The sequence below is a fragment of the Alphaproteobacteria bacterium US3C007 genome, from assembly GCA_034423775.1.
GTDB lineage: Bacteria > Pseudomonadota > Alphaproteobacteria > Rhodobacterales > Rhodobacteraceae > Thalassovivens > Thalassovivens spotae.
In genome coordinates this window covers 3,185,107-3,209,530 of the sequence record CP139918.1, presented here as the reverse complement: position 1 = coordinate 3,209,530, position 24,424 = coordinate 3,185,107, and the positions used below count along the sequence as shown (strand labels likewise).

Here is a 24,424-nt window from a genome sequence, read left to right as displayed (position 1 = left end):
TTAAAGAGCAGTCTCATGGCCGAACTAGAAAAGCATATTGCCCGCAGATTTATTGATGAATTAGAAGAAACGGTGATTGCGTTTCTGTTGGCTGCGATGGTGGTTGTAACGTTTATCAACGTTGTGCTGCGCTATGGGTTCAACACGGGTTTGATTTGGGGCTTAGAGCTGGTCACGTTTTTATTTGCTTGGTTGATTTTGTTCGGCGTCAGCTATGCGGTGAAAACCTCTGCGCATTTGGGCGTGGATGCGTTGCTTAACATCACCTCGGGGCGGTTGCGTAGGCTTTTTGTGTTCGCGTCAGTTGCCTTCTGCGTGATTTACGCCGCTTTGTTGTTGAAAGGCGCATGGGATTATTGGGCTAACTTTGCAAATTTACCACAAACCACGGGTCGGTGGTTTCCCACGGGGTTTGAAGATATGCGGCGCACCTCTTATCGAGCTTGGTATGAGGTGATTGATATTCCTTTCCCCGAATTTTTACGTTGGATCGAGCCGCTGATGAACGAAGGCGAGACCTATGAGAAACTTCCCCGCTTCATTCCCTATGCGATGCTGCCGGTAGGGGCGGCTTTGTTGCTATATAGGTTCGTTGAAGTTGGGCTGGCCCTGTCGCGTGGGGAATCGCGCGGCTTGATCGTCAGCCATGAGGTTGAACAAGAAGTGGAAGATCTTAAGCACGCGGCGAAAGAGGAATAGGCCATGGAAGTTGCCGCTCTCTTTTTTATGATCGTTGCGATGTTACTGATTGGCACGCCCATCGCTGTCGCGCTTGGCCTGTCCTCGATAACCTTCTTATTGGTGCTCAGTGACACCTCGCTGGCGTCAATCGCGCAAACATTTTTCCAAGCGATGGCTGGTCATTATACGCTTTTGGCAATTCCGTTCTTTATTCTTGCGTCCTCCTTTATGTCGACGGGTGGCGTTGCGAAGCGTATCATCCGGTTTTCAATCGCAATTGTCGGGCATTTCCCAGGAGGCCTCGCGATCGCGGGCGTTTTTGCCTGTATGCTCTTCGCAGCGCTCTCTGGATCTTCGCCTGCAACGGTTGTTGCGATAGGAACAATTGTGATCGCTGGGATGCGGCAGGTTGGCTATTCCAAAGATTTCGCCGCGGGCGTGATCGCGAATGCGGGGACTTTGGGAATATTGATCCCACCGTCAATCGTTATGGTTGTTTATGCCTCTGCGACCGATGTCTCGGTGGGGCGGATGTTCCTTGCAGGCGTGATCCCAGGGCTGCTGGCCGGAACCATGCTGATGGTTACGATTTATGTGATCGCTAAAATCCGAAACCTGCCAAAGGGTGAATGGCTGGGTTGGCAAGAAGTGTTCGCTTCGGGGCTTGATGCGATTTGGGGTTTATTTTTGATCGTTATTATTCTTGGCGGTATTTATGGCGGTATTTTCACGCCCACCGAGGCGGCGGCAGTGGCTGCGGTATACGCGTTTTTGGTTGCCACCTTTATCTATCGCGATATGGGGCCCTTGGCGACGCCAGAGGGGCAGCCCAATATACCTATTTGGCGCAAGCCGCAGGCGTTGCTCACCGCTTTTGTGCATCGCGATACGCGCGATGCCTTGTTTCAAGCGGGTAAGTTAACCATTACCTTAATGTTTATCATCGCCAATGCTTTGATCTTGAAACATGTGTTGACGGATGAACAAATTCCCCAACAAATTGCCAGCAGCATGCTGTCTGCAGGGTTTGGGCCGATCATGTTTCTGGTTGTGGTCAATGTGATTTTGCTGATTGGCGGCCAGTTTATGGAGCCCTCTGGCCTAATCGTGATCGTTGCGCCATTGGTTTTTCCAATCGCAATGGAATTGGGGATAGATCCAATTCATTTGGGCATCATCATGGTTGTAAATATGGAAATTGGCATGATTACACCGCCGGTGGGCTTAAACCTGTTTGTGACCTCTGGTGTCGCCGGTATGCCCATGATGCGGGTGGTGAAAGCCGCCTTGCCTTTTCTTGCGGTGTTGTTTGTCTTTTTGATTTTGGTGACTTATGTGCCGGTTTTGTCGACCTGGTTGCCAAACACCTTCATGGGCCCCGAGCTTATAACAAAATAAAGCAAAGCCGCGCCTGTTAACAAATGGCGCGGCTAGATTGTTAACAAGCCAAATATAAGTTTTGGTTAAGCCGTTTCCAAAGCTTCGATAATTGGTGAGAAATCTTCAAAGCGCAAACTGGCTCCACCTACCAAAGCACCATCTACACAATCAATCTTAAAAATCTCGGCGGCGTTTGCAGCTTTAACCGAGCCGCCATAGAGTAAACGCATGTTGGCTGCCTTCGCGCCCAGTTGTTTGGTGATTTGGGCGCGACAAAAGCGATGAGCTTCACCAATTTGCGCCGGTTCCGCCACTAGCCCAGTGCCAATCGCCCAGACAGGTTCATAAGCCACCACGGTGTTTTGCGCTGTGGCCGTTTCTGGAAGCGATTTTTCGAGCTGGTCTTTCAAAACTGGCAGCGTTTCTTCTGCCTGACGCTGCTCAAGCGTTTCTCCGATACAAATAATCGCGGTTAAACCTGCATTGAGGGCAGCGGTTGCTTTTTCTTTAATCAAAGTGCTGCTTTCAGCATGCGCCTGGCGGCGTTCTGAATGGCCAATAATTACTGCTGCAGCGCCAACGTCTTTCAATAGGCTCGCAGAAACATCGCCAGTATGCGCCCCAGAGACCTCTTGATGGCAATCTTGTCCGCCAATCAAAAGATCAGGCGCTTTCTTTCTTGCTGGCAAAAGCAGCGGAGCCGGGGGACAAATCACAATATCGATCTTGGAATTTGAATGCGCTGCCTGAAGGCGTTCAATTTCCTTTAGGCTGTCCAGCACTCCATTCATTTTCCAATTGCCCGCGGCCATTTTTTTGATCATCCGGTTCTCTTTTCAATCTTGTGACTCTGTTTCAGCTATCTTAAACAGCAACCGGCGGGCCTTCAAGGAAGCCACGCCTGTAAAGAGCGCTGCGGACATTTTTTGGTCGGGCACGCTGGCGCTAATCGTAAACTGGTTTGGAAAGGCGTATGGTTCCTCGACTGGATTTTTTGGATTTAAAGCGGCAGGACCGGGCGGCCTTGCATGCGTTAAAAGCGGCTGCGAAAGAGGTGGGGTTTTTAACCGTATATAATACGGGGATCAGCCGCGAAGATGTTTTGCGACTGCTTGACGTTTATAAAGCTTTTTTCAAAGGCCCCAATGCCGAAAAACAGGCGGTTAATATGGCGGTTACTGGCGCAAACCGTGGTTGGGGCGCGCCGGGGGCAGAGCAAGTCAGCGCTGATGCCAACCCTGATTATAAAGAAGTATTTGATTGTGGGATAGCGCTTGCTGAAAGCGATAGGTTGTGCGCGCTTGGCGTTTATGCCCCAAATCAATGGCCGAAAAACCCTGCAATGTTTGATGTTGATATTATGGCGTATTTTGAACGTGCGCGCGCTATATCCCTGATTATTTTGCAAGCTATTGCGGCGGGGAATGGGCGTGACCCTGCATTTTTTAACGATAAATTTAACAAACCTATGGCGCTGCTTCGAGGAAATTTCTATCCAAAAAGGCCTTTGGATAGCGGGGATAAAGATTTTGGAATCGCAGAGCATACCGATTATGGATGTCTGACATTTTTGGCCACTGATGGTCAGCAAGGCTTAGAGGTGCACCTGCCCGATGGCGGATGGCAAGCCGTGCAAGTGCCCCCTGGCGAATTTATTATAAACTTCGGTGAAATGCTTGAGTTTTGGACTGGGGGGGAAGTTAAAGCAACCTTGCACCGGGTGCGCGGAGGTCCGCAGGAGCGGTTATCCATTCCGCTATTTTTCAATCCCAACCATGATACAAATGTTGCGCCAGAGGGCGTATGCCAACCCATTCTAGCGGGTGAGCACTTGCAAAAACGCTTTAGCGAAACCTATCGGCATCTCAAAAAGGGTTGATTACATATCTGCGAATTTAATCGATTCGCCGCAACCGCAAGCTTCGGTGACGTTGGGGTTGTTGAACTTAAAACCAGCCTCCAATAGGGAGACTTCATAATCGATTTCAGTCCCAAACAGAAACATCTGTGCCATTGGTGCGATCAACACCCGCGCGCCGTCTTGTTCGATCACCTCGTCGTGTTGGGTCACTTCGTCAACGTAGTCTAGCGTGTATTCCATGCCCGCGCAGCCGCCCTTTTTAACGCCCAAGCGCAACCCATAATGGCCATTTTGATCCATCAAGGCGTTGATTTGCTGCACCGCCTTTTGCGTCAAAGTGACAGCTTGTTTTCCCGGCATTGAGAACATTTTTTCCGTCCTAATTACGGGTTACATAAACCCAAGTTCTAACCTGGCTTCATCGCTCATCATATCCATACCCCAAGGAGGTTCCCAGACAATTTCAACATCCACTTCTTTCACACCCGCCATAGGCTCGACCGCCTCGGCAACCCATCCAGGCATCTCACCCGCAACGGGGCATCCAGGCGCAGTTAAGGACATCTTGATTTTAACCGCATTCTCTGCGTCAATATCCACGGTGTATATCAGCCCAAGGTCGTAAATATTCACTGGTATTTCAGGGTCAAAAACGGTTTTACAGGCTTCAACAACCCCATCATATAGCGGGTGATCTGTGCTTGAAGGGGCGATCAAAGGCGTGCCTTCCATAGGGGGCGATACGTCAGTCATTAAATCTTCCGTTTATTTCCTGACTAAACATATAGGATATACATGGCTGAAGGTCTAGGCCCGCACATCTGATTTATTACGGCCCCACCGGTTTGCTATCGGGCAGCGCGATGCTGGCCACTTGTTCAGCGATTGGCTCGGAATTCAAAGGATGAAGATCGGCTGAGAAGGAGCCGGGATCCCCCAGCGGGGTCCAGGTTTTATTAAGATAAATTTCAAGGCCAGAAAAGCGCGCTTTATATCCCATTTTCGGGCTTCCGGGCACCCAATAGCCCAGATAGACATAAGGAATATCCGCCTCTTTGGCCAAGGCAATATGATCCAAAATGAGATAGGTCCCAATCGAACTTCTTGTATAGCTGGGATCATAAAACGAATAGACCATGCTCAATCCGTCATCGATCAGATCGGTGAGGGAGACGGCAATCAAATCTTGCCCCAATGTATATTCGGCAACCCGCGTACGAATGGGGGTTTCCTCGATCATTGCCGCAAATTCAAAAACATCCATATCGGCCATGCCGCCGCGGGCATGGCGCGCGCCCAGATATTTGCGGAACAATTCATATTGATCTTCTGTTGCCCAAGGCGAATTCACTTCACGTTTTAGGGTCTTGTTGCGATTAATCACGCGCTTTTGGCTTTTGCTCAGTTCAAACTTTTGAACGTCAATGCGCGCCGATAAACAGGCGGTGCATTCGGTGCAAGATGGGCGATATAGAACGTTTTGAGATCGTCGAAACCCTTGATGCGATAATTTGTCATTCAACCGCTGCGCATCATCCCCCTGCAAAGAGGTGAACAGCTTGCGTTCCTGCCGCCCTTCCAAATAGGGGCAGGGTTGCTGTGCAGTCACATAAAACTGCGGGGCAATAGGCAACGTATGGCGCATATCTTCTGTTTAGCAACTTATCCGAGCATGATCAATGATCCGCGTCTAAGCTTTTGGTTTTATGGTTAAGCTTACCATTGACCTAATCGGTAACAAGGCGCAGTTTGCTGGTATGCACTTTTCTCATTTGATGCACAACATTCCAAGGCCATTTTCTGCGGATCACGGGCATGAAGCGCGTCAGTTCTTTGCGGCGGATGGAGAAGAAATTCAAGATTTTGTGGCCGCGGTTGCAGGCTCAAGCCCCTATTTGAAGGGGTTGATTGAAAAAGAGCATCAGTGGCTGCGGGGCGCATTTGCGCAGCCCGACGCCGCGTTAAAGGTTGAGTTTTCGAATTTGAAAGCGACAGCCGGTAGCGACCTGATGAGCGCGCTGAGACGCGCCAAAAGGCGTGTCGCGCTTTGGACTGCTTTATGCGATTTGGCGGGCGTATGGGCGCTTGAAGAGGTTACCGAGGCGCTAAGCAAATTTGCCGATCTTGCCTGTCAAATTAGTTTAAACCATGCGCTTAAAGTTCAGTTGCAGCGTGGAAAGATCCCCACGCGCAAGCCCGAGACGGATCCGGCAGGCTTGGGTATGTTCGTTTTGGCTATGGGAAAGCTTGGTGCAAATGAGCTTAATTATTCCTCTGATATCGACCTGACTTGCTTTTTCGATGAAAGCTATTTTGCCTCGGTGGATGTTTTCGAGGCCCGCGCCGGCTTTATTCGCGCAACCAAGAATATGGTGGCACTTTTGAACGATATCACGGCTGAGGGCTACGTGTTTCGAACCGATTTGCGTTTGCGGCCAGACCCGTCTGTGACACCAGTTTGTATGGGGGTCGAGGCTGCTGAGCATTATTATGAAAGCCGCGGGCGCACGTGGGAGCGCAGTGCCTTCATCAAAGCGCGGGTGATCGCCGGGGATTTGAAAGCTGGTGCGCGGTTCCTCCAGAAAATGGAGCCGTTTGTATGGCGGAAATATTTAGACTTTGCGGCGATTGAAGATGCGCATAATATTCGCCTACAAATCCGACGTAAAACCGACGTAATGGGGGCGATTACGCTGCCCAAGCACAATATTAAACTTGGTCGGGGCGGAATTCGCGAAATTGAATTTTTTACGCAAACGAGGCAATTGATTGCGGGCGGACGGGATCCTGATCTGAGGTTGCGTGGAACGCAGCAAAGCCTTGCAGCGCTCTGTCAAAAAGGTTGGATTGATCCCTTAACCAAAGAACAGCTTACAGAGCATTATCAGGCGCATCGGGTGCTCGAGCATCGCTTGCAAATGATTAATGATGCTCAAACGCATAGTTTGCCCGCATCGGAAGTGGAATTTCAACGCTTAGCGGCCTTGATGTCACGAAGCGCAGACGCGTTGAAATCCGAAATATTTGCGCGGCTGACATCGGTTCATCAAATAACCGAAGATTTTTTTGGGCCTGCCTCAAGCGATGTACCAATTGAGGCGCCTGAGTTTTCAGAAATATTGGACAAATGGCCAACCTATCCGGCGCTGCGCTCGGAAAGGGCCTATACGATATTTATGCGGTTGCAGCCGGAAATTCTAAAGCGGCTTAAGCAAACGGATAAGACAAAAGAGGCTGTGCTGGCTTTTGATCGGTTTTTGAGCGGTCTTCCTGCGGGGGTGCAACTGTTTTCTTTGTTTGAAGCCAACCCTCAATTGATTGATCTGTTGGTCGATATTGTGGGTACCTCGGATCATTTGGCCGAATATTTGGCGCGTAATGCTCAAGTCTTTGATGCGGTGATCGGCGGCTCTTTTTGGGATGCTTGGCCCGGGTCTGAAACATTAACGCAAGACCTCTCGAAGCTGCTGCAAACGACAGAAGACTATGAAACCAAGTTGGATATGACGCGTAGATGGGTGAAGGAATGGCATTTTCGCATTGGCGTTCATTTACTGCGCGACCTGACATCCGTTGAGCAAACAGCCCAAGAATATGCAGATTTGGCCGAGGCAGCATTAGCTGCCTTATGGCCAGAGGTTTGTGCCGAATTTTCGCGCAAATATGGCCCCCCTCCGGGGCGTGGGGCGGCTTTGATTGCGATGGGGTCTTTGGGCGCGCAGCGGTTGCATTCAAATTCAGATCTTGATGTGATTCTTCTTTATGATGATGCAGGGCAGGAGGCCTCTATCGGGCCTAAATCTTTACAATCACGCAGTTATTATGCGCGCTTAACGCAATCTGTCATCACTGCGTTAACGGCGCCCATGGCAGAGGGTCGGCTTTATAACGTAGATATGCGATTGCGCCCTTCGGGCAATCAAGGGCCTGTTGCCACCTCATGGCCCGCGTTTAAAGCCTATCAACAAAAGCAAGCTTGGGTTTGGGAACATTTGGCTCTCACGCAAGCGCGACCGGTGACGGGATGCGACAGTTTGTGCTCTGATTTCGAGGCGTTTCGGTTGGCCACGCTGCGGCAGGCGGATCCAGATAAGTGTTTGCGCGGTCTGTCGAAAATGCGCGCGCGCTTGCTTAGTGCTTGGGCAGACAAATCGAGTTGGCATTTTAAGCGCGGCAGAGGGCGGTTGCTTGATATTGAATTGCTGTCACATCTTGGGTTGCTTTTGGAGGCCTCGATGCAGCGCGATACGCAGAGCGGACTGACCAATTTGCAGCGCCTTGGCATTGTTAATGCAGCTGATTTGGTACGCTTAATTGCAGCATATAAATTTTTGTTTCCTTGCCGTTTGGTGTCAAAATTTTTATCGGATGACATTCTGAACCCTACCGCGATGGGCAGCCGTGACTCGGCGCTTTTATTCCGCGTTTCTGGAACAAAAGATTTTGAAGATTTACAAAGCCAGATAAAACATCATAGACAAGTGGTTGATGAGATTTTAACGCAGGTTCTACCGGTTTTACAGGAGAGTGATCATGAAAGGTGATGCGCTAGACCCAAAAGCCCTGATCCGTGAGGCGTATAATATCCAAGATATAAGCGCCGCAGAATGCCGTAGCATTTTTTTGGATTGGGCGCTGACGATCCCAAGCCAAGAGGATATGCGGGATATCTTAAAGCAGCTTCTGGATAAATATGAGAGCTTCAGCCAAACACATCCAATGACGGAAACTTTAAGGCTGGGTCTTCAAACGGCGGAACCGCCGCGTCGCCGCGGCGGCTGGCGCAGGCGTGCGGCCGAAAGACCTCTATAAATATGCATTGGGCCTGTTTGATCCAAAATCTGCAAAATATTAAATGTACGCGTTTAGGATCACAGATGATGCAGCTTTATACGAGATGACAAGCCGCCCGCGCTAAGGCTTCGATATCATCCCATTTACCCGCCTCGATCAGCGCTTTCGGCGCAACCCAGCTGCCGCCAACGCAAAGCGTGTTTTTCAAACTCAGATAACTCATTGCATTTTGTGGGGTTACACCGCCAGTTGGGCAAAACATCGCTTCTGGCAAAGGCGCGCCTATTGCTTTCAGGGCGCTGGGGCCGCCATTTGCTTCAGCAGGGAAGAATTTTTGCACCGTATATCCACGTTCAAGCAAACTTAAAACTTCGCTTGCGGTGGCCGCTCCTGGCAACAGGGGTAGGTCTTCTGCTTCACAAGCCTCAAGCAACCGATCCGTTGTACCTGGGGTCACGCCAAATTTGGCCCCAGCTTGGAGGGCGGCGGTAACATCTTTCGGGCTGAGCAATGTTCCAGCTCCGACGGTGGCGCCGGGCACGTTTGCCATTTCTTTAATCACGTCAAGCGCTGCTGGGGTTCTTAACGTGACTTCGAGCACGGATAAGCCACCGGCAATTAAAGCTTCGGCTAACGGGCGCGCCACGGCAACATCTTCTACAACCAATACCGGCATAACCGGTGCCATTTTACAGATGTCTGACGTGATTTTACTGGCTGTGCTTGGGGTCAAAACCGCCTCCTAATTTTTTGTTATACTACAATGCCTGCGCCGGCGGTTGCCAAACCCACATTATTGCGGAACATGTCAAACAACTCGCGCCCTGTTCCTTGATGATTTCCTGACAAATCGGCGGTTTGAACGGGTCGGTTTCCAAAATCGGAATCCAGCACCATAAGCGCACCGCTGCTGGCATCTAGCCGGATCATATCACCATCACGCAGTTTTGAAATGGGCCCTCCAACGGCGGCTTCAGGGCTGAGATGGATTGCAGAGGGTACCTTGCCAGAGGCGCCCGACATGCGCCCATCCGTAACCAGGGCTACGCGCAATCCGCGATCTTGAAGCACGGCTAAAATTGGCGTCAACCCGTGAAGTTCTGGCATTCCATTGGCCTGCGGGCCCTGAAAACGCACAACTAAGATTGTATCACTGGTGATGCTGTTGTTTTGGAACGCCTCTTTTACTGCTGCTTGTGTTTCAAAAATACGTGCGGGGGCTTCGATAATATGCCGCTCTTGGGCTACGGCCGATATTTTAATCATCGCGCTGCCCAAATTTCCGTCTAATTTTTTTAGGCCACCACTGGGTTGAAACGGTGTTTTCACGGGGCGAAGAATTTTTTCATTCTCGCTGTTTCCTGAAACAGCGCGGAATTCGATATCTGCGCCTGATAGTTTGGGCTCTTGGCGATATTGGCTAAGGCCTTTGCCCATGATGGTGGTGACATCCTCATGGAGCAGGCCGGCATTCAATAACTCACCGATCATAAAGCTTAGCCCGCCCGCCGCGTGAAAATGGTTCACATCGGCCAAACCGTTGGGATACACCTTCGCCAGCAAAGGCGTGATCGCGGAAATCGCATCAAAATCTTCAATTGTAAGATGTATTCCTGCTGCGCGCGCCATGGCGGGAAGGTGCAGCACAAGGTTCGTAGAGCCGCCTGTGGCCATTAAGCCTACAATACCATTCACGAATGCTTTTTCGCTTAGAATGTCACAGGTGGGGGTATATGAACCGCCCAGCGCGCTGCAGCGCATCACTTGGCGGGTGCCATAGGCCGTTAACGCATCGCGCAGCGGCGTGTTGGGGTTGATGAAAGACGCGCCCGGCAAATGCAAGCCCATAAACTCCATAAGCATTTGGTTCGAGTTTGCAGTTCCGTAAAATGTGCAGGTGCCCGGCCCGTGGTAACTGGCCATTTCAGCCTTCATCAAGGCGCTGCGGTCAACCTCTCCAGTGGCAAATTGTTGTCGAATTTTTGCTTTTTCATCATTTGGAATCCCAGAAACCATGGGGCCTGCGGGTAAAAAGATGCTCGGTAAATGACCAAAAGTCGCAGCTGCTATGATCAAGCCCGGTACAATTTTATCGCAGACACCCAGATAAATCGCTGCGTCAAATGTATTATGAGACAGGCCAATGCCGGCAGCCAATGCAATGACATCGCGTGAAAACAAAGAGAGCTCCATCCCGGGCTGGCCCTGCGTTACCCCATCACACATGGCCGGTACGCCGCCAGCAACCTGCGCCGTGCCCCCATTTTCACGCGCCACGTCGCGAATGAAGCGTGGAAAGGTTTCATATGGCTGATGCGCCGAAAGCATATCATTATAGGCAGTGATAATGCCGATATTCGGACCTGCTTGAGTGGCCAAAGTGCTTTGATCTTGTTGCGCCGCGGCGTAGGCATGCGCCTGATTTCCGCAAGACAGATGTGCCCGTTGTGGTCCTTTGCCACGGGCTTCTTGCATTCTTGAAAGATAAGAATCCCGGTCCGGTTTTGACCGGTCAATAATTTTTTTGGTAACTTCGGATATAATGGGGTGCATGTGCATGGCTTTGACACTTTACTGTTAGCGCTAACAAAACTGCATTATCATGAAACGAAAAACAGACGCAAGGGCGGAAATGCCACTGCAAAAGAACTTTCTCTTTTCGCGCGCATCCCCTAGAAGCCAAAGCATGACACAGAATATTTATCCAACCGTGCGTTTGCGGCCAAACGCCGCCGCGCAAGCCATCCGCCAAGGGTTTCCTTGGATTTACAATAATGAGCTGGTGCTTGACCGGCGCAGCAAAAAGCTTCCCGCTGGCAGTGTGGTGATTGTGGAAGATTCCGAGCGCCGCCCGATAGGTTTAGGGGGAATAAACCCTGAATCTAAAATTGCTGTGCGCATTTTGGATCGCAATATTGAGGCAGAGATCGATCAAATCTGGTTCTCAAAGCGGCTCACCGCGGCTCTACAGTTACGCGAGGTGCTATTTGAGCAACCGTTTTACCGTTTGGTACATGCCGAAGCCGATGGGATGCCGGGCGTGGTTATCGATCGTTTTGGCAGTCTTGCAGTGGTGCAGCCCAACGCCGCTTGGGCCGAGATGCGGCTTACCGCTTTGAGCCAGGCTTTGCTTGAAATCGAGGGAATTACCAGCGTTCTTAAAAATGCCGGTGGTCGCAGTCGGGCGCTTGAAGGATTAGACTCGCAAAGTGATGTTTTAATCGGTGAGCGGCCCGAAACAACAGTTGACGTGCCGATGAACGGAGCGGTTTACAAGGCTGATTTGATAAGTGGTCAAAAAACCGGTCTTTATTTTGATCAACGTCCAAACCACGCGTTTGCTGCCAGTTTGGCGAAGGGGCGCAAAGTGCTGGATGTGTTCAGCCATGTTGGTGGTTTTTCATTGGCCGCGCTTGCGGCAGGCGCCCAATCATCGTTGGCGGTTGATGGGTCTGAGGCGGCGCTGGAACTTGCCATGCAAGGGGCTGTTACAAGCGGCGTGGTCGATAAATTTGAAATTCAAAAAGGCGATGCTTTTGCGCAATTATCAGCGCTGGCAGGAGCTGGCGAAAAATTTGGGTTGGTTATTTGTGATCCACCGGCTTTTGCCTCGTCCAAGCCCGCATTAGAGGCAGGGTTGCGGGCGTATGAAAAAGTGGCGCGGCTGGCGGCTCATTTGGTAGAGGAGGGGGGCTTTTTGGTTCTGTGCTCCTGCTCGCACGCGGCTGATCTGGTAAAATTCAGAACTGCCTGCAATCGCGGTATTGGCCGTGCGGGGCGCGCGGCACAATTGGTTCACACTGGATTTGCCGGTGCGGATCATCCCTTGCACCCTCAATTGGCGGAAAGCGGTTATTTGAAAGCCTTGTTTTATCGCCTATGAAAATTGTATTGGATACATGCGTCTTGTTTCCAACCGTTATGCGGGAGATGCTTTTGGGGGTTGCGGCGTCGATGGCTTGGACGCCGATCTGGTCTGAGCGTATTTTGGAAGAATGGCAGCGCGCTGCCACGAAACTTGGCCCGACTGGACCTGCCCAAGCGGCCAGCGAAATCGCGCTTCTGCGTGCTGCGTGGCCTGAGGCCTGTGTCGTATGGCCCAGCTCATTAGAGGCGCGCCTTTGGTTGCCCGATCGCGCCGATTGCCATGTTTTGGCGGCGGCTATTTCAGGATCTGCCGATTTGATCGTGACGCTGAATAAAAAAGATTTCCCGCGTCACATTTTGGGCGAAGAAGGGGTGGATCGCCGCGATCCAGATGCGCTGCTTTACGCGGCGTTTACCGCCGAGCCATCCGCCGTTGAGGCGTTAGCCGAGCGGGTTTTGAGCACTGCAAATCTGCTTTCCGGGCAAGAATGGACGATCCGTCCTTTGCTGAAAAAGGCCAGATTGCCAAAGCTTGCAAAGGCGCTCGGCTCACAGGTCAGCAAAGAAACGTGATCCGAGCGTGATCGAACGCTCGGACCTGTCCAAATCAACCGCGCAGGATAGAATGCCCGGCATATTCGGCAATATCTCCCAATTCTTCTTCGATACGGATCAATTGGTTGTATTTTGCCAAGCGGTCTGAGCGGGCCAAAGAACCGGTTTTTATCTGACCGCAATTCGTGGCAACGGCCAGATCAGCGATCGTTGTGTCTTCTGTTTCGCCTGAGCGGTGCGACATAACGTTCGTAAATCCGGCGCGATGGGCCATATCCACCGCTTTTAAGGTCTCTGACAGGCTGCCGATTTGATTGACCTTCACCAACATTGAATTGGCGCTTTTTTGACGAATACCATCAGCCAAGCGATTGGGATTGGTTACAAAAAGATCATCCCCCACCAGCTGTATACGGGCACCCAGAGCCGCTGTTAACGCATTCCACCCTGCCCAATCATCCTCAGCCATTCCGTCTTCGATCGAGATGATCGGATAGTCATTCACAAGCGCCGTTAAATACGCCACATTTTCTTCCGAGCTAAGACTTACCCCTTCCCCCTTCATGTGGTATTTGCCATCCTGAAAATATTCAGTCGCCGCGCAATCTAGCGCTAAATAAACATCCTCTCTGGCCTTATATCCTGCCTTCTCAATAGCCTGCAAGATAAAGTCCAATGCATCGCGGGTTGAGCTTAGGTTTGGGGCAAAGCCGCCCTCATCCCCGATCCCGGTGGAAAGCCCGGCTTTGGTAAGCTCTTTTTTCAATGTGTGGAAAATTTCTGAGCCCATGCGCACGGCTTCACGGATCGAAGTGGCGGCAACCGGCATAATCATGAATTCTTGAATATCAATGGGGTTATCAGCATGTTCCCCGCCATTGATTATGTTCATCATGGGCACGGGAAGAATTCGGGCGGCGGTGCCGCCAACGTAACGGTATAATGGCAGATTGCTGAAATCTGCAGCGGCTTTCGCCACCGCCAAGGACACGCCCAAAATTGCGTTTGCTCCCAAGCGTGATTTGTTGGCAGTTCCATCCAATTCGATCATCGCTGTGTCAATCGCCTGCTGGTCAAGCGCGTCAAATCCAACCAACATATCTGCGATTTCACCGTTGACAGCATCGACCGCTTGTAAAACACCCTTGCCCATATAGCGCGCTGTATCGCCATCGCGCTTTTCAACCGCTTCATGTGCGCCGGTTGAGGCGCCAGAGGGCACGGCGGCGCGCCCGCTTGATCCATCTTCTAACAGAACATCGACTTCAACTGTTGGATTGCCTCTGCTGTCAAGAATTTCGCGGGCAAATATATCTAGGATCAGGCTCATGCTTGGGTGCTTTCTTTCTTAATAGTATCGAAAGGGCGCTTAGCAGCTTCGGGTTGGAAAGTGAATGCATTAGATCTCGGTTTAAGGCGCGCTGCGCTAACTGAGCCGTAATCCGGCAATGAAATTTGTGCGGAATTTATGCTTAGATGCGCTGGTTAGCCAGTTTTGCGGTCCAAAACCCGCTCTCGCCAAAATATATATATTCCGGAGGTTAAAATGATAGCCGCACCGATGAAGGTTGTTGAATCAGGTCGTTCGCCAAGAAATCCCATCGCCAAAGCAAGCGCAAAAATAAGGCGGGAATAGCGAAATGGCGAAACCACTGAGGCATCGCCGATGCGCGTGGCTGAAATCAGCGTGAAATATGCAAAGCATCCGATCAGAACGGCGCCTGCAAATAAAAACCAGTTCACGTCCTGCAGGGGCGTGAAAGGGCCCGTGAATGGCAACGCAATCACACCTGCGCAAGCTGTGGCGACGAAAGCATAGATTGATACCGTAACTGAGGAGAGCTGTGCGCGCATGACCCGCGTTGCCAAATCTCTTGCAGATAAGCAAAGAACGCCCAGCACGGCGAAAAGCGATTCTGGTTGAAACCCCGCCATTCCTGGCCGCAAGATGAGCAAAACCCCTGCAAATCCGACCAAAGACGCAGTCCAGCGCCGCCATCCAACCCGTTCTTTCAAAAACACCGCCGCGCCCAGCGTCACCACCAACGGTGTTGCTTGTAAGATGGAAGACGCGGTTGCCAAAGGTGTAAGCGCGATGGCCGTGACAAAAAACAAAGCGCCAAAAAGATCCGCGATGCTTCGGAAAATAACTGGAAAGGTTAAAATATCCGCGCTAAAAATCGGCGCTTTAACGGCCAAGGCAATGAACGAAAATAAAACCGTTCCCAAGCAGCCGATCGTTATCAAGATCTGAGAGATAGGGGTCTCTTCTGCGATGATTTTAATGATGAAATCTTCAAGCGCAAAGCCTGCCATAGCCAAGCACATGAATATGATTGCGCGAAGGTTGTCCATTAAATGCTCGATCTATGAAATGGGCCCGGCAAGCTGAACGTGCCGCATATGACGCTAAGCAGTCATTGATGCCGAGTGAGATGTCAATGGCGGGGTTATTCTGGTTTTGAAATCGGCACGCCATACAGCTCTAATTTATGGCCCTTCAAGCGATAGCCCAGTCTCTGCGCAATTTTTTCCTGCAGGGCTTCTATTTCTGGATCTAAAAATTCGATTACTTTTCCGCTGTTTAAATCGATCAGATGATCGTGATGATCGCGCTCTGCATCTTCATAGCGTGCGCGCCCATCGCCGAATTCAACGCGCTCAAGAATGCCGGCTTCTTCAAAAAGTTTGACAGTGCGATAGACGGTTGCAATCGAAATTCCTGCATCTAAAGCCGAAGCGCGCGCGTATAATTCTTCTACGTCGGGATGATCATCAGACTCTTCCAATACGCCCGCTATAATGCGCCTCTGGCCAGTCATGCGCAGCGCTATGGCTTCACAGCGGTCCATTATACTGTCTGACATGACACGTCCTTTCTTCGTTAGGCAGGGCTTTAAATTATTTTTTTCAACCTGCAAAGCCTAGATTAATTTTGCTACTTGACCTGCTCATGGGTAAGGGTTGACTTTATGCAGAGAATAGGTGCATGCAGCGCCAGCAAACCTTCCTGTCGCGTGAGCAGATTGCCGGCCGTTATCACAAAAAGATAAATGGCGAAAAGACGAATTTGAAGATTGCACCGTTCCCAAAATCACGCGTGGGCGCATAACAAGATGAAGAACCTCTTCTCATTCTGAGCGGGGTTGCTTGTCTGTGAACAGGCCTGCAGCGTTGTGATGCGCCGCGTGGGTTTTGAGGTTAGGGCGTTGGGCAAGACCTTACGCCAGAAAAGGAACAGAGTGACGTTATTTGAAGAAATGGGTCTGCCCAAAGGTTTGGTGGCACAATTAACAGCTGCGGGTATTCACGAACCAACGCCCATCCAATCGCACGCGATACCGCATGCGCTGAACGGCAAGGATGTTTTGGGGCTGGCGCAAACGGGAACTGGGAAAACCTTCGCTTTTGGTGCGCCATTGGTGGCGCAATTATCCGAGATGACGGGGCGACCCGACTCCAAAATGGTGCGCGGGTTGATTTTAGCGCCCACGCGCGAATTGGCAAAGCAAATCAGCGATTCGATAAAGCTTTTGGTGGTTAATTCCCCCATTAAGATTGGCTTAGTGGTCGGAGGCGTATCAATTCGGCCCCAAATCGCCCGCGCGGCGCGTGGCTCGGATATTATCGTCGCCACCCCAGGCCGGTTGATTGATTTACTTGACCGGCAAGCGCTTTCCCTCAGCGATACCCGTTTTTTGGTTTTGGATGAAGCAGATCAAATGTTGGATTTAGGCTTTATTCATAGCCTGCGAAAAATCGCTGGCCTTCTCCCGAAACAGCGCCAAACGATGTTGTTTTCGGCAACGATGCCCAAGCAAATGAATGAATTGGCCGCGAGTTACCTACAATCGCCCGTAAGAGTTGAAGTATCACCGCCGGGTAAAGCGGCAGATAAAATTGATCAATCTGTGCATTATGTGGCGAAAGCCGAGAAGATGAACCTTTTGATCGAACGTTTGAAAACACATGAAGGCGACTTGGCACTGGTATTTTCGCGCACCAAGCATGGCGCGGAAAAAATGCTCAAAACGCTGCACAAGAGCGGCTTTTCGGCAGGTTCTGTGCATGGGAATAAATCTCAATCGCAACGGGATCGCGCCATTCGCGACTTTCGCGAGGGGGTTATCAAGGTCTTGGTGGCCACGGATGTTGCGGCGCGCGGGCTTGATATTCCCGATGTGCGGTTCGTTTACAATTATGATTTGCCCGACGTTCCGGAAAATTATGTGCATCGCATAGGCCGCACGGCGCGCGCCGGCGCTGAGGGGCAAGCCGTTGCGTTTTGCGCGCCGGATGAAATGGATGCATTAAAGGCAATCCAAAAGCTGATGGCGCTGCGCATTCCTATTGGCTCAGGCCGCCCCTGGGAAGACATTGAAATTCCAGCAGGAAAGAAAAATGGTGCCCGTCCAAACGGAAATCGTCGTCGCAAACCCTCAGGATCTAACCCGCAGGGGGGGCATTCTGCAAAGCCGAGCACAACGGGGGCCCAACGCGCGCGTCAACGCCGTAAATCAAAAGCTGCGCGCTCTGCAGCTTGACCCTTGCCAGCTGCAGAGATGAACGAAATTTGCGCGGCAGGCCAGCAAGGCAGAAAACGGTATTGGTGCTAAAAGATGTTGGCTAAAAAAGGCGTTGATGCACAAGGCATCGTGTTTTTGGTGGGCTTGTCGCTGCTACTTGCGTTTAATCAAATCGTCATCAAGGTAACAAATCAAGGGTTTCAGCCTGTTTTTGCAGCCGGCATTCGTTCTTTGGGCGGGTTATTGCTCGTTTGGGTATGGATGCGATGGCGCGGCATTCCCATCTGTCTGACGCGGCGCGTTCTTCTTCCGGGCCTTGGCCTGGGATTGCTGTTTTCCTTCGAATTTTTCTGCCTATTTTTGGCGTTAGATTTTACCAGCGTGGCGCGGGCCAGTATTTTATTTTATTCGATGCCCTTATGGCTTGCGATCGGCGCGCATTTTCTGTTGCCGAACGAACGCCTTACCTTGCAACGCAGCGCCGGACTGCTGGTTGCTATGGCCGGCGTAATTTGGGTTTTGGCGGATCACGAAGCCGCGACAGATACGCGTATATGGGGGGATCTTCTGGCTTTGGCCGGTGCGTTTGGCTGGGCGAGCCTGGCGCTCTGCGTGCGATTAACCGCCCTGTCAGACGAGAAGCCAGAGGCTCAATTGTTCATCCAGCTGTTAATATCGGCGCCGGTTCTTTTGATGCTTGCGCCTTTTTTCGGGCCCAGCCTGCGGCAACCTGAGCTGGTTCATGTTTTGGGCTTGAGCTTTCAGATCATTGCAATCGCGGGCTTTGCTTTTGCCTTCTGGTTTTGGCTGATTAAGGTTTATAAAGCGTCATCCGTGGCATCTTTTAGCTTTTTATCGCCGGTGTTCAGCGTGGTTTTTGGGTGGATTGTGCTGGGCGAGGCTTTGAATGCGACGGTGATTTTATCTCTTGGCTTGGTCACCATCGGTTTGGTATTGGTCAATCGCAGGTAAAATTCCCGCCACCACCATGTAAGCGGTTTATTGATTTTCCTATGTACCACAAAAAGTTGCGGTTACTTTCTCATGTGCCTCTGGTGGCTGTCTGAGGTCTTCAAACGCATCAGAGGCGGTGAAGGGGGAAGACAATGCAGCGGTCAAGCGGTGAAATTGCGTGTAATCCCCCGTAACGGCCGCAGTGATCATATGCTCTATCCTGTGGTTGCGTGGAATAAGTGTGGGATTTTTTGACTGCATCAGCAAATGCGGATCTGCCTCACTTTTCAAACGCATTTGCCATAGTCGATGCCAGTCTTCAAAGGGGTGTGGATCTGTAAATTCATTTTCAGGCTTGCCGTCGGACAGCGCATGAAAAGTGTTGGTGAAATCTGCCTGGCCCTCTGCCATAAGCGTCAATAGCGCGCTGATGAGGTCAAAATCTTTGGCTTGGGGCGTTTTTAATCCGATTTTGGCGCCAAACTCACGAAGCCAATACGTATTTATCAAATCGGGCATGGCGTGAACATTTTGCGTGAAGCGTTCGATGGCCGCCTCTGAATCGGGCATCAAGGGAATAAGAGCTGTTGCAAATTGCGCCATATTCCAAACGATGATGTTGGGCTGGTTGCTATAGGCATAGCGCCCAGTGCGATCGATAGAGGAAAACACTTGGTCGGGATGATATATATCCATAAAAGCGCAGGGGCCGTAATCAATCGTTTCCCCCGCAATCTGGCAATTATCCGTATTCATCACACCGTGTATGAAGCCCAAGCTCATCCATTTGGCTATCAAACGCGCCTGCAGATCGATCACGGCGGTCAAAAGCGCTTCTGGGCTTTGAGCCTGTGGAAAATGCCGCTCTACAGTATATTCAAACAAGGTTTGTAAGGCGGTTATGTCCCGGCGGGCTGCAAACACTTGAAAGGTTCCTACGCGCAGATGGCTTTTGGCCACGCGGGTTAAAATGCCTCCAGGATAAACGGTTTCGCGCAGAACAGGCTGGCCCGTTTCAACAGCAGCCAAGGCGCGGGTTGTTGGAACGCCCAAAGCATGCATGGCTTCTGAAACCACATATTCTCTCAAAACAGGGCCCAGCCAAGAACGCCCATCGCCATTGCGCGAATAAGGCGTTGGACCGGCGCCTTTCAATTGGATGTCAAACCGCGCCCCATCTGGACAGAGTGCTTCGCCCAGCAATAAGGCACGCCCATCGCCCAATTGGGGGTTGTATTGGCCAAATTGATGCCCAGAATAAAGCTGCGCCAGCGGCTCGGCCCCGGCTGGTGTTTGATTGCCAGAAAAAATCTCTGCCAAAGCGCTTTCTGAGCCACCTGTTATACCAAGGTCTTTGGCCAAGCCTTGATTATAAGCAATCAGCTTGGGGGCTTTTACGGGCGTTGCAGGCAGCTTTGTGTAAAATCCTGCAGGCAGCTGTGCAAAGCTGTTGTCAAATGGAATTTGAACCGGGGTGTTCATAAAATTTGGCCTTTGGGTTGTATCATAAAGTATGTCTTTAAAGACTGTTGCCGAAACCGCGCCGCTATAAGCGTCCAATACGCTCTGTAATTAACTCAAAAAAACCATCCGCGTCTAAATCACCTATAAATGTGGCGTTTGCGGGCCTTTCGCTTACCCGCCACCAATCAGCCACTGTCATCCCGCGGGTCAATTCAGATTGGGTTTCAATCATCACATTGATGTGACGGCCCGAGAACAGCTGAGGGCGCAGCAAATAGGCGGTTACGCATGGATCGTGCAACGGCGCGCCAGCGCTGCCATATTTCTCTTTGTCAAACCGTTCAAAAAAATCTGTCATATCCGCCACCGCTCTGCCGGCCGGCGTGTTTAAGTTGCGAAACGCATCATTGCGATCATTAGTAACCAATGCCTTATGCGTCACATCAAGCGGCAACACTACAATGGGCGCGCCTGATTTAAACACAATATCAGCGGCTTCTGGATCAACATAAATGTTAAATTCTGCAGTTGGTGTTATATTGCCAACCTCAAAATAGGCCCCGCCCATAAGCACAATTTCCTGCACCCTTGGAATGATATCAGGCGCCTTTTGAAACGCAGTGGCAATATTGGTTAGAGGTCCCAACGGGCAGAGGGTGATGGTATTAGACGGCGCCTCGCGCAGTGATTTGATGATAAAATCAACCGCGTGGTCATCCTGAATCGGCATTTTTGGATCGGCCAAACTTGGGCCATCCAAACCGGTTTTTCCATGGACATGCTCAGCGGTGACCAATTGCCGCCCGAGCGGGCGATCACAGCCTGCAAAGACCAGCATATCGGGTCGATTGGCCAATTCGCAAACGATCCGCGCATTTTTCTGCGTTAACTCTAACGGCACGTTGCCTGCAACCGCCGTAATACCAAGAACATCAAGCTCATCCGGGCTGCCCAAGGCCACCAAAATGGCCACTGCATCGTCTTGACCAGGATCGGTATCAATAATGATTTTACGCTTTGTCATAATTTTTCCAATTGTTGGCTTATCAAGATAGACTGGTGTTGGCTTTAAGGGCAAGGCGGAATGCTACAGGGTGTCAGAGCTTGACAGCGCGAAAGGTTAAATTACACCCGACCGGTTGCCGCGTTCACAACAGCGGCCGGACATATCCGTTTGTTGCAGTCAATTGGGTTCGGGGCGCTATCAGCGCTCATTAGGCTTAGGCTTAGGCTTAGGCTTTGTTGCTTTTTTCTTGTGCTTTCGCCTCTTCCCAAAACGCGTCCATTTCGGTCAGGCTGCTGCTTTGTGGCGTCTTTCCTAATTTGTTTAGTTCATTTTCAATATGCCTGAAACGGCGGGTGAATTTCGCGTTTGCTTGGCGCAGCGCGTCTTCGGGATCAATATTTAAATGCCGCCCTAAATTTACCATTACGAATAATAAATCGCCATATTCTTCCGCCATATGGGCCTGATCTGACGTGCTCTGTGCCTCAACCAACTCGGCCGCTTCTTCTTTTATTTTTTCCAAAACATGCCCAATTTCGGGCCAGTCAAACCCCACCCGCGCGGCGCGTTTTTGCAATTTAACCGCCCGCATTAATGCGGGCAACGCCAAGGCCACATCGTCTAAAGCGCCTGATTTGGCTTTGCTGAGCCGCTCGGCCGCTTTCAGCTTTTCCCAATCTTGCGTTTGTTCTACGCTGGATTTATCGCGGCTTTCATCAGCGAACACATGCGGATGCCTGCGTAGCATTTTATCGCTGATCCCATTAGCGATATCATCAAAGTTAAACAATTTTTCTTCTTCAGCGATTTGCGCGTGATAGACCGCCTGGAGCAATAAATCGCCCAACTCATCTCGCAAATCATCCCAATCTTTGCGGGCAATTGCATCTGCCACTTCATAGGCCTCTTCCACCGTGTAAGGGGCGATGCTTTCAAAGCTTTGCTCAATATCCCACGGGCATCCGGTTTTTGGATCGCGCAGCGCGCGCATGATTTCCAAAAGCCGCGGCATACCCCCTGTGGGATCAGAAATAATATTTTTATCAAAGCCCATTGCGTGCCTTTCATTCTTACTATCTGATGTTGTTTAAACCCTGCCTCAAAGGAGATAACAAGATGCCGGTGATTAATCGCATTGCCGCCTTTGCCGATGATATGAAAGGCTGGAGGCGGCATTTGCACCAAATGCCCGAATTGGGGCTTGAATGCCATAAAACTGCGGCATTTGTCGCCGATAAGCTTGGCGCGTTTGGAATTTCTGAAATCCATCAAGGCATTGCAAAAACTGGGATCGTTGCGATTATCGAAGGGCAGGCTCCTGGTCCAACAATTGGCTTGCGTGCGGACATGGACGCGTTGCCTCTCAGTGAAGAAACGGGCGTTGACTGGGGCTCAAAAGAGCCGGGAAAAATGCACGCTTGCGGGCATGATGGGCATACAACAATGTTGCTGGGAGCAGCAAAATATCTGGCGGAAACACGTAATTTTAAAGGCCGGGTGGCGTTGATTTTTCAACCGGATGAAGAACAAAATGGCGGCGCCGAAATTATGGTGAATGAAGGTATCTTGGATCGGTTCGAAATTGACCAGGTTTACGGGATTCACAATGCGCCTGGGCATCCTTTGGGCAGTTTTTATACGATGCCAGGCCCGATTATGGCAGGGGCTGATAATTTTGACATTCACATCTCAGGCCAGGGTGGCCACGGTGCGTATCCTCAAGATACCAAAGACCCAGTGATTGCGGCGGTGGGCATCGCCCAAGCTTTACAAATGATTGTCAGCAGAAATGCCCGGGCATTTGATCAACTTGTGGTTTCGGTCACCCAGATTCACAGCGGCACTGTTGGAAATATTATACCGCAAACCGCTTTTCTAAATGGCACGGTTCGAACGTTTGACTCTGAAGTTCAACATATGGTGAAAAGCCGTATGGCCGAGATTGTTGCAGGGCAGGCGGCTAGCTATGGCGTTGACGCGCGTCTTGTCTATGAAGAAGGCTATCCCCCCACAATCAACGATCCAGAGAAGGCTGCATTTGCGGCCAATGTGGCGCGCCAAGTGGCTGCTGATGGGAATGTTTTAGAAAATGCAGGGCAGGAAATGGGCGCGGAAGATTTTAGCTACATGCTTCAAAAGCGCCCGGGTGCCTATCTGTTTCTTGGGATCGGAGAGGCCGCTGGCTTGCACAGCCCAAATTATGATTTTAACGATGATGCGGCACCTTATGGTGCGTCGTTTTTTGCGCGTTTGGTGGAAAATGCCCAACCTTTAGGGTAATCTTGTCGCCCGTTCATGATTCACGAAAAGGAACATTATTATGGCGCTAAGCGATTCAAAAACTCAAATAGATCAAGCGTTTACCCGCCAAGACGATAAAGGGCTTAGTTTTGAGAACGCGTTTGGCGGCGCCACGTCATTTTTACGGCGGCGGTATACAAAAGATCTAAGCGGGGTTGATCTGGCTGTTACCGGAATTCCTTTTGACCAGGCCGTCACCAATCGCCCCGGCGCGAGGTTTGGCCCACGCGCCATTCGAGAGGCCAGCAGCTTACAACCCTTTGACCCGCCCTACGGATGGGACATTGATCCAATGAGCTTGTTTAGCATCGTAGATTATGGCGATTTAGCATTTGATTATGCCGATGTGGCCGCTTTTCCAAAACGTTTAAAGCAGCATATTGAAACGATCTTGAAAGCGGATGTGGCCAGTATTGCTTTAGGCGGCGATCATTACATCAGTTTTCCGATTTTGCAGGCTTACGCTGAAAAATATGGTCCGCTTTCCTTGCTACAATTTGATGCGCATTCTGATACTTGGCCAGATGATCAAATGGACCGCATTGACCACGGTACTATGTTTTACAAAGCTGTGAAGCTTGGCTTAATTGATCCTGAGACCTCGGTTCAAGTGGGCATTCGCACGCATAATGCGGATACGCTTGGCGTTCATATTATCGATGCGCGCGCGGTTGAAGAGATGGGCGCGGCAGCGGTTGCTCAAAAAATTAAAGCAATTTTAGGAAATAAGCCCACCTATCTTAGTTTTGATATTGATTGTCTTGATCCTGCATTTGCCCCGGGAACTGGCACGCCGGTTTGGGGGGGGCTATCCTCGCGGCAGGCGGCCTCAATTTTACGCGATATCGCGGGAATCAATATGGTGGGGGGCGATGTGGTGGAGGTGTCTCCGCAATATGATACCAGCGGCGCGACTGCGATTGCCGGGGCACATGTGGCTCTTGAATTGATTTGCATTTGGGCCGCAACGCGCGTTTGACTAACCCCTGCAGCTTTGATTTGCGAGGCAGAACAGCCCTTGACCTGCGGCAGGGA

24 protein-coding genes are annotated in these 24,424 nt (G+C 50.9%); 12 read left to right on the top strand and 12 right to left on the bottom strand.

Annotation, left to right across the window (positions count from 1 at the left end; genetic code table 11):
- Nucleotides 1-15: 15 nt before the first annotated feature.
- Complete coding sequence (locus UM181_15365; protein WQC62676.1) at nt 16-699, top strand: TRAP transporter small permease; 684 nt, start codon at nt 16-18, stop codon at nt 697-699.
- 3 nt (nt 700-702) lie between these two features.
- Nucleotides 703-2,079, top strand: a complete 1,377-nt coding sequence (locus tag UM181_15360; protein WQC62675.1) for a TRAP transporter large permease — start codon at nt 703-705, stop codon at nt 2,077-2,079.
- A 65-nt stretch (nt 2,080-2,144) separates the two neighbouring features.
- Here the strand turns inward: UM181_15360 and tpiA are convergent, their stop codons facing one another.
- On the bottom strand, nt 2,145-2,885 hold the full coding sequence (gene tpiA / locus UM181_15355) for a triose-phosphate isomerase (protein ID WQC62674.1): 741 nt from the start codon (nt 2,883-2,885) through the stop codon (nt 2,145-2,147).
- 149 nt (nt 2,886-3,034) lie between these two features.
- Here tpiA and UM181_15350 point away from each other — a divergent pair, with 149 nt between their 5' ends.
- Nucleotides 3,035-3,940 (top strand): 2-oxoglutarate and iron-dependent oxygenase domain-containing protein, encoded by a 906-nt coding sequence (locus UM181_15350; protein ID WQC62673.1) that lies wholly within the window; start codon nt 3,035-3,037, stop codon nt 3,938-3,940.
- Here the strand turns inward: UM181_15350 and UM181_15345 are convergent, their stop codons facing one another.
- The 3 genes from UM181_15345 to UM181_15335 form a co-directional block, all read right to left on the bottom strand.
- A complete protein-coding gene (locus tag UM181_15345; GenBank protein WQC62672.1) occupies nt 3,941-4,291 on the bottom strand; it encodes an iron-sulfur cluster assembly accessory protein in 351 nt (116 codons plus the stop codon).
- A 21-nt stretch (nt 4,292-4,312) separates the two neighbouring features.
- Entirely contained in the window at nt 4,313-4,675 is a 363-nt protein-coding gene (locus UM181_15340; protein ID WQC62671.1) for an SUF system Fe-S cluster assembly protein, read from the bottom strand.
- A gap of 76 nt (nt 4,676-4,751) precedes the next feature.
- The gene (locus UM181_15335) at nt 4,752-5,567 is read right to left on the bottom strand and encodes an arginyltransferase (protein WQC62670.1); all 816 of its coding nucleotides are present in this window, start codon (nt 5,565-5,567) and stop codon (nt 4,752-4,754) included.
- A 112-nt stretch (nt 5,568-5,679) separates the two neighbouring features.
- Between UM181_15335 and UM181_15330 the strand changes: the two genes are divergently transcribed.
- On the top strand, nt 5,680-8,466 hold the full coding sequence (locus tag UM181_15330; protein ID WQC62669.1) for a glutamine-synthetase adenylyltransferase: 2,787 nt from the start codon (nt 5,680-5,682) through the stop codon (nt 8,464-8,466).
- The gene (locus UM181_15325; protein ID WQC62668.1) at nt 8,456-8,734 is read left to right on the top strand and encodes a hypothetical protein; all 279 of its coding nucleotides are present in this window, start codon (nt 8,456-8,458) and stop codon (nt 8,732-8,734) included. Before UM181_15330 ends, UM181_15325 begins: the two co-directional genes overlap by 11 nt.
- Nucleotides 8,735-8,810: 76 nt before the next feature.
- Here UM181_15325 and eda read toward each other — a convergent pair whose 3' ends face one another.
- Together eda and edd are read right to left on the bottom strand one after the other, a co-directional pair.
- Nucleotides 8,811-9,449 (bottom strand): bifunctional 4-hydroxy-2-oxoglutarate aldolase/2-dehydro-3-deoxy-phosphogluconate aldolase, encoded by a 639-nt coding sequence (gene eda, locus UM181_15320; protein WQC62667.1) that lies wholly within the window; start codon nt 9,447-9,449, stop codon nt 8,811-8,813.
- Nucleotides 9,450-9,469: 20 nt separating this feature from the next.
- A complete protein-coding gene (gene edd, locus UM181_15315) occupies nt 9,470-11,275 on the bottom strand; it encodes a phosphogluconate dehydratase (GenBank protein ID WQC62666.1) in 1,806 nt (601 codons plus the stop codon).
- A gap of 127 nt (nt 11,276-11,402) precedes the next feature.
- Between edd and UM181_15310 the strand changes: the two genes are divergently transcribed.
- Together UM181_15310 and UM181_15305 are read left to right on the top strand one after the other, a co-directional pair.
- The gene (locus tag UM181_15310; protein WQC62665.1) at nt 11,403-12,599 is read left to right on the top strand and encodes a class I SAM-dependent rRNA methyltransferase; all 1,197 of its coding nucleotides are present in this window, start codon (nt 11,403-11,405) and stop codon (nt 12,597-12,599) included.
- Nucleotides 12,596-13,156 carry a PIN domain-containing protein gene (locus UM181_15305; GenBank protein WQC62664.1) on the top strand — a complete coding sequence of 187 codons (561 nt, stop codon included), beginning with the start codon at nt 12,596-12,598 and terminating at the stop codon, nt 13,154-13,156. The genes UM181_15310 and UM181_15305 overlap by 4 nt, the downstream gene beginning before the upstream one ends.
- Nucleotides 13,157-13,190: 34 nt before the next feature.
- Here UM181_15305 and eno read toward each other — a convergent pair whose 3' ends face one another.
- The 3 genes from eno to UM181_15290 form a co-directional block, all read right to left on the bottom strand.
- Nucleotides 13,191-14,468, bottom strand: coding sequence for a phosphopyruvate hydratase (eno, locus tag UM181_15300; GenBank protein ID WQC62663.1), 1,278 nt, complete (start codon nt 14,466-14,468; stop codon nt 13,191-13,193).
- A gap of 155 nt (nt 14,469-14,623) precedes the next feature.
- On the bottom strand, nt 14,624-15,493 hold the full coding sequence (locus UM181_15295; GenBank protein WQC62662.1) for a DMT family transporter: 870 nt from the start codon (nt 15,491-15,493) through the stop codon (nt 14,624-14,626).
- A gap of 95 nt (nt 15,494-15,588) precedes the next feature.
- Entirely contained in the window at nt 15,589-16,005 is a 417-nt protein-coding gene (locus UM181_15290) for a Fur family transcriptional regulator (GenBank protein ID WQC62661.1), read from the bottom strand.
- Nucleotides 16,006-16,127: 122 nt separating this feature from the next.
- Between UM181_15290 and UM181_15285 the strand changes: the two genes are divergently transcribed.
- The 3 genes from UM181_15285 to UM181_15275 all read left to right on the top strand — a co-directional run bounded on the left by UM181_15285 (nt 16,128) and on the right by UM181_15275 (nt 18,636).
- On the top strand, nt 16,128-16,250 hold the full coding sequence (locus UM181_15285) for a hypothetical protein (GenBank protein ID WQC62660.1): 123 nt from the start codon (nt 16,128-16,130) through the stop codon (nt 16,248-16,250).
- A gap of 130 nt (nt 16,251-16,380) precedes the next feature.
- Nucleotides 16,381-17,682 (top strand): DEAD/DEAH box helicase, encoded by a 1,302-nt coding sequence (locus UM181_15280; protein ID WQC62659.1) that lies wholly within the window; start codon nt 16,381-16,383, stop codon nt 17,680-17,682.
- A gap of 75 nt (nt 17,683-17,757) precedes the next feature.
- Nucleotides 17,758-18,636: a DMT family transporter gene (locus UM181_15275; protein ID WQC62658.1), complete on the top strand. Its 879-nt coding sequence runs from the start codon at nt 17,758-17,760 to the stop codon at nt 18,634-18,636.
- Between the two features lie 39 nt (nt 18,637-18,675).
- Here the strand turns inward: UM181_15275 and UM181_15270 are convergent, their stop codons facing one another.
- The 3 genes from UM181_15270 to mazG all read right to left on the bottom strand — a co-directional run bounded on the left by UM181_15270 (nt 18,676) and on the right by mazG (nt 22,142).
- Complete coding sequence (locus tag UM181_15270; GenBank protein WQC62657.1) at nt 18,676-20,100, bottom strand: YdiU family protein; 1,425 nt, start codon at nt 20,098-20,100, stop codon at nt 18,676-18,678.
- Nucleotides 20,101-20,164: 64 nt separating this feature from the next.
- Nucleotides 20,165-21,106, bottom strand: coding sequence for a nucleoside hydrolase (locus UM181_15265; GenBank protein ID WQC62656.1), 942 nt, complete (start codon nt 21,104-21,106; stop codon nt 20,165-20,167).
- A 208-nt stretch (nt 21,107-21,314) separates the two neighbouring features.
- A complete protein-coding gene (gene mazG, locus UM181_15260; protein WQC62655.1) occupies nt 21,315-22,142 on the bottom strand; it encodes a nucleoside triphosphate pyrophosphohydrolase in 828 nt (275 codons plus the stop codon).
- A gap of 62 nt (nt 22,143-22,204) precedes the next feature.
- On the opposite strand from mazG, the gene UM181_15255 reads away from it, so the two are divergent.
- Both UM181_15255 and speB read left to right on the top strand, forming a co-directional pair.
- Nucleotides 22,205-23,368, top strand: coding sequence for a M20 aminoacylase family protein (locus UM181_15255; GenBank protein WQC62654.1), 1,164 nt, complete (start codon nt 22,205-22,207; stop codon nt 23,366-23,368).
- Nucleotides 23,369-23,408: 40 nt separating this feature from the next.
- Nucleotides 23,409-24,368, top strand: a complete 960-nt coding sequence (speB, locus tag UM181_15250) for an agmatinase (GenBank protein ID WQC62653.1) — start codon at nt 23,409-23,411, stop codon at nt 24,366-24,368.
- Nucleotides 24,369-24,424 lie beyond the last annotated feature (56 nt).

Coding starts and splice junctions, on each gene's coding strand:
- speB (WQC62653.1), top strand. CDS start 23,409: ATGGCGCTAAGCGATTCAAAAACTCAAATAGATCAAGCGTTTACCCGC.
- UM181_15330 (WQC62669.1), top strand. CDS start 5,680: ATGCACTTTTCTCATTTGATGCACAACATTCCAAGGCCATTTTCTGCG.
- UM181_15275 (WQC62658.1), top strand. CDS start 17,758: ATGTTGGCTAAAAAAGGCGTTGATGCACAAGGCATCGTGTTTTTGGTG.
- UM181_15340 (WQC62671.1), bottom strand. CDS start 4,675: ATGACTGACGTATCGCCCCCTATGGAAGGCACGCCTTTGATCGCCCCT.
- UM181_15290 (WQC62661.1), bottom strand. CDS start 16,005: ATGTCAGACAGTATAATGGACCGCTGTGAAGCCATAGCGCTGCGCATG.
- UM181_15325 (WQC62668.1), top strand. CDS start 8,456: ATGAAAGGTGATGCGCTAGACCCAAAAGCCCTGATCCGTGAGGCGTAT.
- UM181_15305 (WQC62664.1), top strand. CDS start 12,596: ATGAAAATTGTATTGGATACATGCGTCTTGTTTCCAACCGTTATGCGG.
- UM181_15360 (WQC62675.1), top strand. CDS start 703: ATGGAAGTTGCCGCTCTCTTTTTTATGATCGTTGCGATGTTACTGATT.
- UM181_15345 (WQC62672.1), bottom strand. CDS start 4,291: ATGTTCTCAATGCCGGGAAAACAAGCTGTCACTTTGACGCAAAAGGCG.
- edd (WQC62666.1), bottom strand. CDS start 11,275: ATGCACATGCACCCCATTATATCCGAAGTTACCAAAAAAATTATTGAC.
- UM181_15365 (WQC62676.1), top strand. CDS start 16: ATGGCCGAACTAGAAAAGCATATTGCCCGCAGATTTATTGATGAATTA.
- UM181_15270 (WQC62657.1), bottom strand. CDS start 20,100: ATGAACACCCCGGTTCAAATTCCATTTGACAACAGCTTTGCACAGCTG.
- UM181_15335 (WQC62670.1), bottom strand. CDS start 5,567: ATGCGCCATACGTTGCCTATTGCCCCGCAGTTTTATGTGACTGCACAG.
- UM181_15350 (WQC62673.1), top strand. CDS start 3,035: ATGGTTCCTCGACTGGATTTTTTGGATTTAAAGCGGCAGGACCGGGCG.
- UM181_15255 (WQC62654.1), top strand. CDS start 22,205: ATGCCGGTGATTAATCGCATTGCCGCCTTTGCCGATGATATGAAAGGC.
- UM181_15285 (WQC62660.1), top strand. CDS start 16,128: ATGCAGCGCCAGCAAACCTTCCTGTCGCGTGAGCAGATTGCCGGCCGT.
- tpiA (WQC62674.1), bottom strand. CDS start 2,885: ATGATCAAAAAAATGGCCGCGGGCAATTGGAAAATGAATGGAGTGCTG.
- UM181_15295 (WQC62662.1), bottom strand. CDS start 15,493: ATGGACAACCTTCGCGCAATCATATTCATGTGCTTGGCTATGGCAGGC.
- mazG (WQC62655.1), bottom strand. CDS start 22,142: ATGGGCTTTGATAAAAATATTATTTCTGATCCCACAGGGGGTATGCCG.
- UM181_15310 (WQC62665.1), top strand. CDS start 11,403: ATGACACAGAATATTTATCCAACCGTGCGTTTGCGGCCAAACGCCGCC.
- UM181_15265 (WQC62656.1), bottom strand. CDS start 21,106: ATGACAAAGCGTAAAATCATTATTGATACCGATCCTGGTCAAGACGAT.
- eno (WQC62663.1), bottom strand. CDS start 14,468: ATGAGCCTGATCCTAGATATATTTGCCCGCGAAATTCTTGACAGCAGA.